This is a genomic window from Salmonella sp. SA14318, assembly GCF_029866905.1.
GTDB classification, from domain to species: Bacteria; Pseudomonadota; Gammaproteobacteria; order Enterobacterales; family Enterobacteriaceae; genus Salmonella; species Salmonella enterica.
Map to the genome: position 1 here is coordinate 3,870,792 of NZ_CP123282.1, position 15,139 is coordinate 3,885,930.

A 15,139-nucleotide genomic window follows, 5' to 3' on the forward strand; every position below is an offset into this window, starting at 1 on the left:
GGCTCCTCATTCATACTGCATATCGAAATACATGACCGCCGTCGCGTTCCCGGACGTGACCGTCGGCCGGGTCGATTTATAGCGAATATAAAAAGACAGCGTGTTGCGTCCGGCTTTCAACGGATAGACCACCGAGTCGGCATTATTGATACTGATGGTATCCTGATCATCATTCAGAATTTCCACCCCAACCCCGCTTGCTAACATGTTTCCGCTTCCCATTCCGGTATCGGTGATCGCCAGTAGCGCGGGATTGTCCGGATCGGGTTCGCCGGTAAACCAGATCTTCGCCCCGGCAATTCCTCGGGAACAATTTTTGAGGTTGATATTAAAGGGCTTAAATTTTGTCGTTGTTCCTGTCGAAGGAAAATCGCCAACTGCAAACTGCCCTAAATCAATACTTTGACTGAGGCTGGAGATATCTATGTCGCAGGTTTGCGCCACAATAGTGCCGGTAAATTCGAGGTTATAAGCGAGGTCGTCAGCGCTGGCATTGATTTGTGGACACAGCATCAGTCCCATGGCAAAAAGAGCGCAGTGTGATCTGTTCATTTAGTCAAAGTCCACTCGCAGGCTGGCCAGTGCGGTAAACGCCCCTTCCGCAGGCGTTTCGCCTGTTGTACTTACCGGGTAGGCCTGCAATGTGATGTTAGCGCGTCCGGCGCTATCGGTGATAAAAGGCGCGACGCTCTGTACATCATTGGGGATAAGCGCGTTTCCTTCATCGGTTTCGACCACTACGCCGACATCGGCATTATCCGAAGCGATAGCCTGGGGAAAGTGGCTATCCGGCGTAGCGATAAGACGCATTGTTAAATTGACCTGCGAATCCAGACCGCTGCACTTTACCGGTACGCTGAATTTTTTTGCTCGTACCCCCTCCGGCTTTTGGCCTGCATGGTTGAAATTGCCGCTGTATAATGCGCCGAAATTCACCAGAATCGTTTGTCCGGCGTTGATTTCACAGCTTTGCGGTACGGTCACCGTTCCACTATAAAGAATGCTGTACACGACATCTGTCAGCGGATCGCCTGCGGCGGTCATGACATAAACATTGAACATAGTCTTAGGACTAATATTCACCGTGCCGACGAACGGTTTAACAATTTTGAGCTGAAACTCCAGATTTGAGTCACGAACGTAAAACGGTTGACCCGCTTTCACATTTTCATCATATCCCATCAGAACGTTGTTCATTGGCGGATAGATATCGCCCGCCGAAGAATCCTCAATTCGCATTCCGCCTTCCAGGTAGTCCGGGTCCAGCTTTAAATATTTCCAGTTACCGCTCGTTTCTACGACCGGATATGGCGACACATAGGAGCGATAAGTCTGGCTATAGGTCGCCGCGCCGGCGGGACACACCGCCTGTACATTAACTTCCTGGCTTTTTTCCAGTTGAACCGTCTTTCCCACCTGGTTTTGTTCTGCCGTCAGAGTGGTCGTTAAATCGTAATTAATACTGGAAGGTACACCGTTAACGTTTTTACACACGTCTGCGAAGGCGTACTGCGATACGACACTTCCCGCCAGCAGAGCAAATAAAAGAGGTATTTTCATTTAATGACACTCCGCATGTTGTCGACTCAGAATCTGACGGGAGGAAGAGAGATGATAGGACGCGACGCACTGTTGATCCGGCAGGTTCCCCCAGCGAACGTGCAGAACGCCTTGCGCTGACAACCCGGAAAGATAGACTTCCCCGGCCTCGTCAACAATCGCCTCCGCATGGCGATCATTCACCGTCACCGTTGCGCCAAAGGGTACAGGCTTACCGTTATGATTCAGCGTTACCAGGGCACGCGCGCCGACCCGCGCTTTAAAGCGGGCCAGAACCAGCGCGCCTTCGGTCGGCACAACGCGAGTCACCGCGTCATCAATATCGACATCATCCGCCATGGCGTTAACGTCCAGCGCCATACGGTTTTGGCGATATGTTGTCGCATACGGCACCACCGCATAGCCACGCGCGTCCGTATGAATACCCGGCTGGTCGACAACGCCGACATTGGCTGCGCCCGGCGCGGCAATCAAAATATTGGTATTGCCTAACGGCTGGCTTAGCGTCACTCCATGCGCGTGCGCCACCAGGCCGCCGCTCAGGCCATAGTTCACCTGCTGGTAATCGCCGTTATCGCTAACGTTATAGCCAATGTTGGCGTTGCCTTTCGCGCCATCGTATTCCAGGCTGGCGGCGCCGCTTTCGCCAATACCGTGATTCTGATAGCCTTGCTGTATGTTGTAACTAAGATTGTTTTCGTCCAACAGTGTGCCGCTAAGGCCCGCATTCTGCGTAACGTTATGCTGTTTGTCCGTACTGGTGCTAAAGGTAGCGTAAACATTGTGATGGCGCGTGACCTCATCATCGTGTTGCAGCCATTGACTTAGCGGCACCGAGATATTCAGCGCGAAAATTTGATCGCGCTCCGCATCGCCTGCGGATTTGTTATTGTTGTAAGAAACGCTCCATGCAATACCCGCCAGCGTATCGCTGTATCCCACCTGCAACAAAGAATCCTTTTCATCAGTGTGCCAGTAACTTTGCTGACTGCCGGTAATAAAAAGCGATCCCAACCCGCCTAGCTGTTGATTGATATCGAGTTGTACTTTCCCCCTCCTGGTATAATAAAGATTGTAATAATCCGCCCATTCCGGCCTGCTTTTATCGCTGTCAGTCCGACTGTCATCGTCATAGCCGCTCATCCGTTTCCACGTGGTATCATCCAACGTGTAAAAGCCCGAGGTTGAATAGCGATAGCCCATAAGCTGTAAATTGGTTCCTGACTGTGCAAGCGATTTGGCATACAGGAAACGCAGCGATTGCCCCTGGTAGGTGTTATTATCCGCCAGCGTACTGGTAGCCTGGGTGACATCCAGCGACACCGCGCCCCAGTCGCCCAGATTTGCGCCGCTGCCGATCGCCAGCGCGTGATAATGACTGGAAAGTTGTGTTCCGCCATACAGCGTAAAACCATGCGGTAACCCCCATATCAAGGTCGCCTGACTGAATTTCACCTTCTCTTTTTGACTACTATCGCTACGATACTCCGCCACCGTCGCCGCATACTTCAGCCGCCCTTCTCGTTGTAGAATCGGCACGGCGGAATAGGGCACGTTATAGCGATTAATAGAACCGTCGGACTCTTTGACTTCCACAGTCAAATCGCCGCTGGCGGCGGTAGGATAGAGATCATTAATAGTAAATGCCCCGGGCGGCACATAGCGCTGATTAATGATGTAGCCGTTTTGCCGAATGGTCACTTGCGCGTTGCTTCTGGCAATGCCGTGAATGGTCGGTGCGAAGCCCTTCATGCTGTCTGGCAACATATTGTCGTCAGACGCCAGTTGTAGCCCGCGAAAAGGAAGGCTGTCGAATAATGCGGAGGGGGTATAACTATCGCCTGCCGTCAGTTCTCCCTGCAAAAAGACCACATCACGTTCCAGATAAGTACTGATGTGCTGCCAGTCGCTGTCGCTATTCTGATCGCCGCTATTCGCGTTCCATGTGGAGTAGTCGCGTAACCGCCAGGCCCCCAGATTAAGGCCGCTATTCAATCCAAGAAAATAGCTGTTCTCCGCACTGCCGCCTGGGCTCCGATCCTGACTATTCGCGCCGGTAAAGGTGTAATTCAATAGCAACGCATTAATACCTTCATCCCAGTATTTCGGTGGGATATAGCCTCTGGCGCTGGCAACCATCGCCGCCTGCGGGATGCTAATGTCGAGACGTTGCTGCGCAAAATCAAAGCGGGTCCGGGCGGCCGGTATCGCACTGGCGAGATCCGGGCAACTTCCCGCCGCCGCCTTCGCCAACAGTGGAAACGCCCCGGTGTTTACCCCCATATTTTTAAGCATTTCAGGCGTCAGGCAGGCGCGTAATCCGCTGTCATCGGTGGGCGCGCTTTTTCCCGTCGTTTTCACCGCCTGGAAGGCAATGTCTCTGGTTGCGAGAAACGTATTGTTCAGGTAAACGTCAACGCGATACATCCCCGCCGCCTGGGCATTACGGGAAAAGGTCGATAGGTCGGCCACCGCAGACGGGTCGTCAGACAGAAATGCCGGGTTGAAATAGTTTTCCGCCCACCCCGGCGCAGGCGCCAGTGCGATAGCCAACGCCAGCGGGGTTAATACGGGTTTAGTTACGCTGGAGTAATATCGCGTCATGAAAAGCTGATTACGCATAACATCATGAAGCTGGACAAACGCGTGCTGGCGTCGTTGCGCCAAAATCGTTTACCGTGCGCAAAGATACCTGGCCGGGCGTCGCCGGGAGAGTGATCGCGCCTTTCGGCGGTACCATAGTATTCGGCAGTTTTTTCCCCGCGCTATACAGTTCAACCATCGAAACGTAGTACGGCGAAGGATTAGTAATCGTTAGCTGGCCGCGCTCGTTACGGCAGCGAAGCGTCGACGGGGCATGAGCTGGCGCCTCCGCCAGATTTTTCGGGCGGATAAATAGCTTAATCACGCTTTGCGTCGCAATTTGCAGGGAGTTGCCGGTCAATTTATTTTTATCGACAGAGGGTATCGCTTTACTGTTTAAATAAAATACGCTTTCGCGATCGGTCGGTAATGACGGCCCGACATACATAATACGTAATATATTTTCTTTTTTAGGCTGGATCACAAAGAGAGGCGGCGTAATGATAAAATCCGTCGAGCGTGAACCATCGGCATTGGCGACCCATGACTGAATTAAAAAAACATTGCTGGCAGAAGAATTAATAATCGGCAAGGAGGTTTGCTTACTTCCCTGCGGATAAATCACCCTGGTCGCGCCCAGCGCAATGCCTCCCGCCTGCGCGGCAAACGACAGGCCGGCCGCCGACAGCAGTAGCAATAATCGAAGGAAAATCGGTACGTTTTTTTTCATCTGCGTAATATCCTGATGCCGTCGGTTTGTTACGCGCAGTGACGCGCGTAACGCCCCTTTCTCGCCTCCCAACAGACGAGAAAAAAATCCCGATAAGGAATCAGGAATAAACCATGCTAAATGTCGCCGTCGCGGTAACATTACCGGCAGTCGCCGTACCGGTAGCGATATAATCCACGCTAAGCGGAATAACGTTTTCGCCATCGTTCAAGGTAACAGTACTGGACGATTCACCGATATTCAGCGCCTGGCCATCTGGTCCATAAAGTTGTAATGCCACATTCGTCGCCGAACCTGCCCCAGCGGTATTCGCCAGCGACCCCGGCTGGTTTGCGTCCTGTTGGCCATTAAAAATCACCGCCGCATTCTGGCTGGTCTGAGTATCGCAGTCTTCCAGTTTGATGGTGAAATCTTCTTTTTGATTCGCCACCATACCGGCCTCGGTTAATTTACTGGCGCGAACCTGGCCTAATGTCACGGTCTGATCGACAGAGTCAGCGGAAACAGAACAGGCGGCGTCAACGACCTGTCCGACAAAATTTACCGTACCGCCAGTGACGGTTGTAGTATCCGCTTGCGCGGTGGACAACATTCCGCCAAAGGCAATGGCAGAGACCATTAATGCTAGTACAGGCTTTTTCATTCAAGCTCCTTTTAAATATAAAGATGAGGGTAATCAGATTTTTTAACGAAACGGCTGCTGATATTTCTTCACAGCAATATCACGACTTTTTCTTATGCGAAAAAAAGTGTCTTCTTGTTCTGATATAAATGTCAGAGGCAATAAAACAGCCACTCAACGTCGTGAGTTAATCTTTACGTTATAATGAGATAACGATGTTATTAATTATTAGCAAGCCAACGGCAAGTTGCAATCATCGACATTTGGTTTTATAGGACTAGGTATAACCTGTTGTTTTATATTAACTTTACACCAGTCGTTCGGCCTATCTCCTTTAGCCATATTGACTTTTTAAAAATAACCTTCATAACAACCTTCAGTAAAACATTCTATTAACGATATCAGGCAAATTCAGTCGAGATATGTAAATATATCGTTGCGGATAGTGCATTAATACGCCACTGGCAGTTTTCCGAGCGCCGTCAGGCGCCCATTATCAATATGGATATACCCGCCTTTTTTTAGTTCAGACAGAATCTTCATGGTCCGACTGCGCGATATCCCGGTACGCCGTTGAATAAAATTCAACACGATAATGCTTTCCCGGTAGGCCTGTGGATAAGCCCATATTTCTGTCAGCAGCGCCCGAACTTTCAGATAAGAATCGACGCCGACTAATTCACGATCGCGCGCGCTCATCACCATCAGACGGTAAGCCAGACAACGGGCCACGTCGTGCCACAAATCGCATTCATCGGCGATTTTTATAAAATCCGGCAGGCGAACAAATCTACCGGTACAAACCGTTTCTGCGAGCAAAAAGTGTTCCGGTCGCGCGGGGACATTATAGGTAGCGCCATAGCTGTCAACCATACCCACGACCGATGGCGCAAACGATGAAGATATATGGAGTCGTTTGTCATTATGACAGAAAGAAACAACGCCAGACTCCAGTAATACAATGTAGTGTTCATCATTTGCCTGTAAATAAAACTCATCGCCGATACCCAGCGTAAACGGTTGGCCAAATGGCAACAAGGCCGAAAATAAGGCATCAATCGCCGCGTGAGGTTTAGCCTGCTGAGAAAAAAGAAAAGAGTGTAATGAATTCTCATTATTATCTTTAGCAAAAGCGTCGTTCATCATTTTTTTCATTAACGGTTGTCTACTCAATGTAGCGCCACAGTATAACTTCTCAAAAAGTACTTAAATTAATAATAAATAACATCACTATGCAGTATTTCTGTATTCACAAGGCACTAATACGCAATATTTTTAAGATTAAGACAATTCTTAATACAAAATGATTACAGAAAATTAATAACGAATTACGCATAAAGAATGAGAGGTCAGGGGCGCAAGAAAAGAGATTCGAAAGAACGCGCCTTCGAATCTCAAACTAATAGTCCAGATTAATGCAAATAAGCAGTGATATTATCTGAAATAGCGTGGAGCAGCATAATACTCTACCATTTTATCCGCCAGCCAGCCGCCGTCTTCACCGTTAGAATGGATTGTCGTAATACTGATAGTAGAACCACCGCCCCATAAGATCGAAAAGACGTTAAAGTCCGGTAGATTCAGCGCCTGCATCTGGCCCCAGTCATACCCCTTATCTTTACGTAAAAAGTCGCCGACGGTCGGGACGCCGTAAGTCGCACTATTTAAGGCCGTATTGAGTAGCTGCAAAGAGAGCGTGTCAGGATCGCTGCCAATGCGGGCGTCACCCATAAAAAAGGTTCCGCCGGATGCAAAGTGCGCAGGGCTGATCTTACTGACGCCCTCTTCTACTGTAGGCATATGGCCGCCTGGGATTTGCCACAGCATGGCTGGCGTCAGCAGCGCTTTCGTCACCTGTTTGACCATCGCCAGGTAATTAAGCCAGCATGTCGCATTCCAGCCATAGTGGGCAAGCGCATCAGGACTGAAACAGTCACGCTCAAATTTATCAAACGCAATAAAGTCTGGCGCATATTCTCCGCTATAAACGCCCAGTTCATGAATAAATCCGGCGATCGCCTGCCCTTCAGCTACCGGATCAGCGGTATCGCGCAGCACCCAGTCCGCCGTTCCTGTCGCCCAGACATTCGTCTGCCAGCCAAAAGCCACATCCGGGGCAAACTGACGAACAAGATAGTTCACCGCCTGAATATAGCCGTAGAGATCGTCGCTAAACGTCGGCAACGAAGGCGCGATAAAGCCAGCCATCGCCGGTAAGGCTTGTATCGCTGCCGCCAGTTGGGCATTCACCGGCACACTGTTTTTTTGCCGTACTACGGTATAGCCATACGGTTCTTGCTGTAGCGCCCCGAGAAAATCCGGGTTAAGCACAAAGGTGGCCGGGACAGGATGCGTCTCATCTTTGTATGACTGCGCCGCCAGACACTGGGTAATAAAGTTACCAAAATGGTTACGTAGCTTTTGCGCATCCTGTAAATCCGCCAGCGCGCTACCGCCGCTGGCATTCGCGGTACAAATGACCATTACCGGCATGATGCTACGCCCGGCTTCTTTTTCTATCTGGCGCACCAGCGCAACGGTTTTATGGATCGGTAACGTCGCGTAATCCAGAAAACCATCCCCGTTCACGTCAACCTCCGCGGCCGGAACCGGATCGCCGCCGCCGTCAAAACCATCGTATTTAAACAACGCGCTAAACGGTATATCGCGATAAAGAGAAACCGTCTCTGGCGCGTTAACCGTCACGCCGCCATGGGCAAGGTAATCAGGCCAACCTTTTACCTGTAGCGTCACGCCGGGCAGAAACTCCAGCGCCACATGGTTGACCTTTTGCAACAACCGTAGCGGCCCGGCCTGTTCACAACGCCACGGCACGCTGTCGATGAAAATGTCGTCCGTCTGAACATCATACAGCCCGGGCGCAAAGCGTAATGCCAACGTCTGCCGATCGCTGCCGCTCTCCAGCATTAATGAGTATTGATATTTACCGCTGCTGAACAGATAACGCTGCGGCGCGACGCCATCGGGCAGGCCCAGTAGAGTGGCATCCACCGTCACGAAACTCGCCGTGTCGAGCGCCGACTGTTGGTAAGCGACAGCAACCTCGGCAATCTGCGCCGCAGCAGGGATAAACCCCGTAAGCTGTATGGGTGCCGATATAAAGCGGTTATTAATCATCGCAGTCTGCAGATTGACCGTATAATGGTGCCCCGCCAGTAGCCGGGTGATTAACTGAGGTTGGTTGGCGATCAGCGTGACGGTACGCTCATCCGCTTGCGTAGTATCGGCGATATCAACGGTCAATTTCGCATTACCAAGCGCAGGGGCGTCAATCATCAGACGCGCGCTGGCATAACGGACAATCGGCAGACAGGATACCTGGACCTGCGCGGCGGCATCGCCGGATTGCAGCGTAACGGTAAAAGAGGACTCGACTGGCGCGATTTGCATCTCATCATTCGCCAGTACCGGTACGGTAAGCCGATACGTTCCTGCGCTAAGATCGCCTATTGTCAGAACCTCTCCCCACTCACCGACAAAGCGCCGGGTTTCGCCGGCAGGAAACAGCAGCTCAATCGCCGGTTTGAGCGCCACGGTCTGCGTCATGGCAGGAAAATGAACACAAATTTTTCCCTGACGGGCAGGGTCATGGGCCAACGTCGCGCTCAAATCGCTGATAGCAACTGGCATCTGCGTGGCGGCCAGATAGCACTGTAATTCGGCGGTATCCCCCGCCGCCAGCATCAGCGCGCCGTCATGATTAATGGTGATGGTATTCTTCTCGATGGGCCATCCCCCATCGCTGGCCAGCGTCACGGCCTGATTCCCCAGCATTGTTCCCTGAAACGGACTGTAGGGATCGGGGTGCGCGCTGGCCGTAAAATTCAGTTGAAGCTGATTGAGATCTACCGCCTGAGCGTAGAGGTTGGTCAGCGTAAAGGTGACGCGTTGATACCAACTCGCGGCATTCAACTCGCTAACGTTAAGCGTAAGGCCGCGTTCCTGAAGGTCATTGTCCTTTTCCGGCACATCGGGTTCGGCGGGTTGTTCGTCTGCGGCGGGTATCGCTGGCGTCTCCTGATCGGATGGGGTTTCAGACTCTGCGTCTTCGGATGACGATGACGCCAGCGTCAAGGTGATGGCGGACATTTTTACCGGCACCTGCGTCGCCGCGAGGCTGAAAGAGAGCGTCCCGCGTTCGCCCGGCTGAAGAAGTAATGCATCGCTGTTATTAATGATGATGTTGTTAGTTTCCAGCGTGCCATACGAACTATCATTCAGCGTAAGCGGCAGGTTCCCTTTGAGCGTACCGCCGCTATTTCCCCATGGATCGATGTGCCCGGAAGCCGTGAATGATATTGCGGCATGGTTCATATCGACCGCATTACCGCTCTCATTGATGAAGGTTAAGGTGATTTTTTGATACCAGCTGTTGACGTCAAATGCGCTGGCATGGATGGAAATGGTCATGGTCTGCTCTTCCTCTGTCCCTGGTGGAGAAAAGCCCCGGTAAACCGGGGCTTGAATCATGAAGCCCAATACATCGTGCTTAATGCCGTGTATTAGTAAGCGCCAAGATCGGTCCATGCACCGCCGACACCGCAGTTCAGGTCAGGCTGGTCGCCCATAGACCACCATTTCACCTGATAGTTATGGCCTTTCCAGCTAACGATTTCGAAAGAACCCCAGTTTGCGCCATAAACGGTAGAAGCATCCCACTGCGCGTAAGGTGACGTTTTGTCATCTGCTGGCGTATCATCCTCAGCCGGCGTGGTATCTTCCTCCTCGTCCGGTACAGGAACGATAATCTCTTCTTCCTCTTCCGGTTCCGGTTGAACCTGAGATAGCGCAGGCACAGCCGTCAGAACAAAGCGCTGCTGAGAGGACGGTTCGTTGTAGCAGTCGCGTACAAACAGGGTGAACTGGAAGGCTGTTTTTTCGCTAACTTCCGGTACCACAACCTCAATGATTTCAGCCGTTTTGTCTGCCACAGTGATTTGAGAAGGCACGCCCCAGCTAAAGGACAGCTCATCGTTATCTTCATCAGAAGAACCTGCGCCAGACAGTTGTACAGTAGATCCGCCTACGACCAGCAGTTCAATCGCCGCTTTCGGCGCGTGGTTGACCTTCTGCGCGTCGTCGCTGTCGCTCTGCTCTTCATCTTTTTCTACATTGATACCTTCAAAGTAGAACGGTTCCATATCGATAACTTCAGATTCGATTTCATAACCCAGACCTTCACGCACGGCGTTAACCAGCACGCCGTTGTCCTGATCGATAGTCCAGGTAAACACGCCGCCCAGGCCCAGTTTCGCTGCATATTCGCCTTTTGCTTTGACAGTACGCGGCGTATCCAGGGATAAAAACAGTTTGGATTCCGGGCTATACAGGTAGTCAGCATCAGCGACCTGGTCGGTGTAAACGTTGAAACCGTTACGGCCTTTCTGGTTTTCCAGATCCAGGTAGCTATAAATGACGTCATACCATTCGCTGGTGCCGGATTCGAAGGAACCGGTAGTAGGGCCTGAACCTGGGTTGTAAGAACCTTTCAGCGGCGACAGGGATTCAATTTCTACCTGACGAGCGTTACGGGTATAGCCGGCATAACCGATGTTGATACGGTCAGCAGAGAAACCTTCCGCCAGCAGGTGATCAACGATGGTTTCGACAGCCCAGCCGCCCTCTTCCAGCGCTTTGCGGTTGGTGTGGTGGCCCAGCGTTTCCGCCCACGGCGTACCGAAGAAGTCATAGGTCATCAGGTTGATACCATACAGGCCAGCAGCCATCAGATCTTTTACTTTCGCATAGTCAAAAATAGTAGTGACAGCAGAAGCGGCAATAGAGATCTTCACATTGCTCAGACCAGCAGAATCCAGCTGTTTACGCAGTTCGGCAATCAGCAGCGCGTAGTTAGCGCCATCTTCCGGACCAAACGGGTTGCCCGCCCCTTCATTGTTCGGGTATTCCCAGTCAATATCCACTTCGCTGAACATCGGGAACTGTTTGAACAGTTTCACCACGCCTTTGGCGAAGATTTTACGAGAAGAGTCAGAAGCGGCGGTTTCGTGGAACCCGTTACTCATGCTCCAGCCGCCGATACTCATGGAGAGCGCCAGCGTGTGACCTGCGGCTTTCGCTTTTGCCTGCATATCACGCAGCGCGCCCAGCATACCTTTGGCGTTAGCCTGGGTCACGGTTTTCGGATCAACATCCCAGCCGCTGGTTTCAAAACCCAGGTTGATATAAGACTGGAAATCGCCCCACGGATCGAGGAAGGTCGGCTCATATTTCACTTTGCCGCACTGTGCTGCCGCTTCTGCTACGACATCGCGGTCTTCTTTATCAATTTTTCTGAAACCGGTGATGCCAACAAAGCCGAAAATCAGTTTGTCATAAGCCGTCGGTGAAACGTTGGTTAAATCATAACCACGGCCTGGTTGGGACATATTGCCTTGCAGACGGCTGTCATACTGTGACCAGTCGGTGTAATAACCGAATACCTTCGGTTTAGTCGTGGAATTTTTATATTTATTGTATACCGGTTTCGCAACACGAGCGGAAGTATAGCTTATTTTATCATCGCTTGTTGCAGGGTCAAAACCATTCGCTGCATGAGTAGTTTCAGTAATTGTATCGCCTTGAATCAGTTTGCTTGTAGCCATTTTCAAATTTCCTTTTACGTTTCAAAATTGTCGCAGCTCGTTCTGCGGGGTCCATAATCGTTACAGGCATAAAAAATAGCTAATCACAAAACATCATCTTTTTAGATGATATAAAAATCATAAAAATGAGGTTAACAACACCGTCTATCGAAGAGAAAACAACACCTCTCAGCGCCCGCTTACTCCGTTCTGGTGAGAGCATAGTAAATATCATTTATCATGTAATTAAATATCATTTAATTTCAATGAAATAATGTGATTACACTCGCTATAGACAATGACAATACAATAAAACCAGTGACATTTATTGGATTAAGACATTTCTCATACAATATAGTCACCACAGACAACCAGGATGTACATTTCTAAAGGAAGACGTTATGAAAACTTATATCATTAATAGCAACTGCATTTACAATGAAGGTAAATATGAACTGAGGACGGTCTCAAATTCACAGGTTATTAAAATGACTGCGATGAGAGCCAAATGCCTCAGTTTCATCATCGAGAATGCTCATCTGGAGATTATCGAGCGACAAAAAATAACCACTGCGTTATGGGGAAGTCGAAGCCACTATGTTAATGATGCAAATCTAACGCAGATTCTCTATTTAATCAGACGTGACCTTAAAGCGCTTGGTATTAACGATCTTTTTATTACCATTCCAAGACAAGGTCTCAAAGTGAATAGTGATATCGCCATTATCGCGACGGATAGCGAAACAAAGGGAAGAAAAAAACAGATTGTACGGCAAACCATCGCCGCCCTGACGACCGTATTTTCAGTAACGTTAGGTTCTCTCATGTATCTGCATATTCACTAAGCGAAGGAAAGGGAAGATGAATCCAATTATAGATGGAATTATTGCGCTTGAAGGCGGTTACGTATTTAACCCTAAAGATAAAGGCGGCGCCACCCATTGGGGCATTACCGAAGCCACGGCGCGAGCGCATGGCTATGCTGGCGATATGCGGGATCTGACCCACGCTGAAGCCTACGCGATTCTCGAAGAGGATTACTGGATAAAACCAGGCTTTGACGTCATCTCGACGCTATCGTGGCCTGTCTCCTTCGAGCTGTGCGATGCGGCAGTCAACATAGGCGCTTACCACCCCAGCGCGTGGCTGCAACGCTGGTTGAACGTCTTTAATCACGAAGGTAAACGCTACCCGGATATTCATGTGGATGGCAATATTGGCCCGCGGACGCTTGCCGCTCTCGAACATTATTTGGCCTGGCGAGGCCAGGAAGGGGAAGCCGTTTTGGTGAAAGCCCTCAATTGCAGTCAGGGCACGTACTACTTAAACGTTGCTGAGAAAAACCACAATAACGAACAATTTATTTATGGCTGGATCAAGAATAGAGTGACCTAGACCCGGCTGAAAAAAGACGCGTAAAAGGCTCACGGATGAGCCTGATACTGCGAATGATAATTAATCTGAATTATTTCCTTCGATAATTTTTTTAATCCGCCGCCCAAGAATTTTTAAGATCGGACTCGCGAAAACACCGCCTAAGCCTGCCGCCAACAGAACAATGTTGAAACTGCATTCTTTTTCGATCGCAATCGCGCTTAACAAGAAACTGGTGAAGCAGGAAATCACGATCTGCGTTAAGCAATATTTAATACTTTCATGAGAACTATTATATTCTGTCTTATCTTTGCGTAAAAGATAGCTGACAAAGCCTCCCCACGCGCCAATCGAAATAATAGTGAGTAAGATCTCTAGCTCCAATAGCACAACTTCCGTTGTCGACACATGGTTGGGAATAGACATTTTAACACTCCGAAATCATTATAAATGAATAATTAACACAAGGAGTGTAAGCGCCCTGTCAGAAGGGTAAAAATCAAAGCACATCATTTAAAACCATATTAAATCAAAGCGTAAAAATGAGGTGTATTAGCGACGGAAGGAGGAAAGCGTTTGTAACATACTTACCATCTCATTAATCGTCGATATATTTCTACTATTTTTATTCCAGGATGCATAGACCTGAACTGACTTCAAAGCCAGTTCGGGCGGAGGCTGAATAAACTTAATGTCATATTTACGATGATTTTTATAAAAAAGCGCTAATTTCAAAGGCATCAATGCAATCAATGAGGTTCGTTCGATCATGCTCATCAAACCGTTAAGCGAATCACTGCGATAGCCGACAATACGCCTGCCAGTATAGTAAAGCTCATCCTTAAATAATTCACTATCATGATATATCACTGAAGCCCCCATCCCCGGCTGATATAACGCATGACGCGAAGAATAAAAATGATGTAGCGACAGTTGTGAGAGGGTACTCAGCATGTGTTTACTGCTACAGATACAAACAAATGATTTAAAACTATCAATAATTTGATTCTCTATGCCGGACTCCAGCAAAGGTTCGGCACTAATCAACAGATCGCCTTGCGCAGTAAACAGAAGTTCGCTGATATGCTCCCGACTCATATTTCTGACAGTGAAATGATTTATCAAAATACGGTCAAATATATCGCTGTTATAGAGTTGAGAAAGATAATAGCTTTCAACAATATCACTGCCTAATAACGTTATCTGGAACGCTTCATCTTTTTTGCTATTACAGAGAAAGGTGTCATCCACCAGTTTCATCACCTGACTGAAATTTTGGTGAATGTCGACAGCCTTAGCTGTGGGGATGAGCCCGCCTTTCCCTCTGCTAAACAGCTCTTCCGGGTAATAACTCTGCAGGCGCTTTAACGCCAGAGAAACGGCAGCCGGTGTAATGCCTAACTTTTTTGCCGCCATAGCCGCATTTCCTGACAAAATAACAGCGTCAAGAATTTTGATTAAATTATAATCAAAATTCTTGTTGGCACCTTTCGATCCCATTCGCTGTCTGCCTCCGGAAACTAAAAAAAGCAATATAGATAATACTCAAGATAAATCAATTCACAGCATCTAAAAAAGCAATCATTAATGTCATCACATCACGTTTTTTTAAAGAATAAGCGTATACAAAACTGCTGATTAACATCAATTTGTTTATCAGTAAAAACA

At 49.2% G+C, this 15,139-nt stretch carries 12 protein-coding genes; 2 read left to right on the forward strand and 10 right to left on the reverse strand.

Annotated features, from left to right (window positions below):
* Positions 1–6: 6 nt before the first annotated feature.
* The 8 genes from QEN32_RS18490 to QEN32_RS18525 all read right to left on the reverse strand — a co-directional run bounded on the left by QEN32_RS18490 (position 7) and on the right by QEN32_RS18525 (position 12,118).
* The gene (locus QEN32_RS18490) at positions 7–552 is read right to left on the reverse strand and encodes a fimbrial protein BcfE (RefSeq protein WP_001082038.1); all 546 of its coding nucleotides are present in this window, start codon (positions 550–552) and stop codon (positions 7–9) included.
* Complete coding sequence (locus tag QEN32_RS18495) at positions 553–1,560, reverse strand: fimbrial protein BcfD (protein ID WP_000701237.1); 1,008 nt, start codon at positions 1,558–1,560, stop codon at positions 553–555.
* Positions 1,561–4,182, reverse strand: coding sequence for a fimbrial usher BcfC (gene bcfC, locus QEN32_RS18500; protein WP_020999906.1), 2,622 nt, complete (start codon positions 4,180–4,182; stop codon positions 1,561–1,563).
* 4 nt (positions 4,183–4,186) lie between these two features.
* Positions 4,187–4,873 (reverse strand): fimbrial biogenesis chaperone BcfB, encoded by a 687-nt coding sequence (gene bcfB / locus QEN32_RS18505; protein ID WP_000742551.1) that lies wholly within the window; start codon positions 4,871–4,873, stop codon positions 4,187–4,189.
* A gap of 100 nt (positions 4,874–4,973) precedes the next feature.
* Entirely contained in the window at positions 4,974–5,516 is a 543-nt protein-coding gene (locus QEN32_RS18510; RefSeq protein ID WP_000743357.1) for a fimbrial protein BcfA, read from the reverse strand.
* A 429-nt stretch (positions 5,517–5,945) separates the two neighbouring features.
* A complete protein-coding gene (locus tag QEN32_RS18515) occupies positions 5,946–6,650 on the reverse strand; it encodes a winged helix-turn-helix transcriptional regulator (protein ID WP_000738619.1) in 705 nt (234 codons plus the stop codon).
* A gap of 279 nt (positions 6,651–6,929) precedes the next feature.
* Positions 6,930–9,926 (reverse strand): chitinase, encoded by a 2,997-nt coding sequence (locus QEN32_RS18520; protein WP_265322018.1) that lies wholly within the window; start codon positions 9,924–9,926, stop codon positions 6,930–6,932.
* Between the two features lie 92 nt (positions 9,927–10,018).
* The gene (locus QEN32_RS18525; RefSeq protein WP_020898354.1) at positions 10,019–12,118 is read right to left on the reverse strand and encodes a glycosyl hydrolase family 18 protein; all 2,100 of its coding nucleotides are present in this window, start codon (positions 12,116–12,118) and stop codon (positions 10,019–10,021) included.
* A 380-nt stretch (positions 12,119–12,498) separates the two neighbouring features.
* Between QEN32_RS18525 and QEN32_RS18530 the strand changes: the two genes are divergently transcribed.
* Together QEN32_RS18530 and QEN32_RS18535 are read left to right on the forward strand one after the other, a co-directional pair.
* Positions 12,499–12,942, forward strand: a complete 444-nt coding sequence (locus tag QEN32_RS18530) for a transcriptional regulator (RefSeq protein WP_000860681.1) — start codon at positions 12,499–12,501, stop codon at positions 12,940–12,942.
* Positions 12,943–12,958: 16 nt separating this feature from the next.
* A complete protein-coding gene (locus QEN32_RS18535) occupies positions 12,959–13,492 on the forward strand; it encodes a glycoside hydrolase family 108 protein (RefSeq protein WP_001068132.1) in 534 nt (177 codons plus the stop codon).
* A gap of 60 nt (positions 13,493–13,552) precedes the next feature.
* On the opposite strand, the gene QEN32_RS18540 is transcribed toward QEN32_RS18535, so the two are convergent.
* Both QEN32_RS18540 and QEN32_RS18545 read right to left on the reverse strand, forming a co-directional pair.
* Positions 13,553–13,897: a phage holin family protein gene (locus tag QEN32_RS18540; RefSeq protein WP_000026889.1), complete on the reverse strand. Its 345-nt coding sequence runs from the start codon at positions 13,895–13,897 to the stop codon at positions 13,553–13,555.
* 126 nt (positions 13,898–14,023) lie between these two features.
* Entirely contained in the window at positions 14,024–14,971 is a 948-nt protein-coding gene (locus QEN32_RS18545) for a LysR family transcriptional regulator (protein WP_265322019.1), read from the reverse strand.
* Positions 14,972–15,139 lie beyond the last annotated feature (168 nt).

Coding starts and splice junctions, on each gene's coding strand:
- QEN32_RS18490 (WP_001082038.1), bottom strand. CDS start 552: ATGAACAGATCACACTGCGCTCTTTTTGCCATGGGACTGATGCTGTGT.
- QEN32_RS18495 (WP_000701237.1), bottom strand. CDS start 1,560: ATGAAAATACCTCTTTTATTTGCTCTGCTGGCGGGAAGTGTCGTATCG.
- bcfC (WP_020999906.1), bottom strand. CDS start 4,182: ATGCGTAATCAGCTTTTCATGACGCGATATTACTCCAGCGTAACTAAA.
- bcfB (WP_000742551.1), bottom strand. CDS start 4,873: ATGAAAAAAAACGTACCGATTTTCCTTCGATTATTGCTACTGCTGTCG.
- QEN32_RS18510 (WP_000743357.1), bottom strand. CDS start 5,516: ATGAAAAAGCCTGTACTAGCATTAATGGTCTCTGCCATTGCCTTTGGC.
- QEN32_RS18515 (WP_000738619.1), bottom strand. CDS start 6,650: ATGAAAAAAATGATGAACGACGCTTTTGCTAAAGATAATAATGAGAAT.
- QEN32_RS18520 (WP_265322018.1), bottom strand. CDS start 9,926: ATGACCATTTCCATCCATGCCAGCGCATTTGACGTCAACAGCTGGTAT.
- QEN32_RS18525 (WP_020898354.1), bottom strand. CDS start 12,118: ATGGCTACAAGCAAACTGATTCAAGGCGATACAATTACTGAAACTACT.
- QEN32_RS18530 (WP_000860681.1), top strand. CDS start 12,499: ATGAAAACTTATATCATTAATAGCAACTGCATTTACAATGAAGGTAAA.
- QEN32_RS18535 (WP_001068132.1), top strand. CDS start 12,959: ATGAATCCAATTATAGATGGAATTATTGCGCTTGAAGGCGGTTACGTA.
- QEN32_RS18540 (WP_000026889.1), bottom strand. CDS start 13,897: ATGTCTATTCCCAACCATGTGTCGACAACGGAAGTTGTGCTATTGGAG.
- QEN32_RS18545 (WP_265322019.1), bottom strand. CDS start 14,971: ATGGGATCGAAAGGTGCCAACAAGAATTTTGATTATAATTTAATCAAA.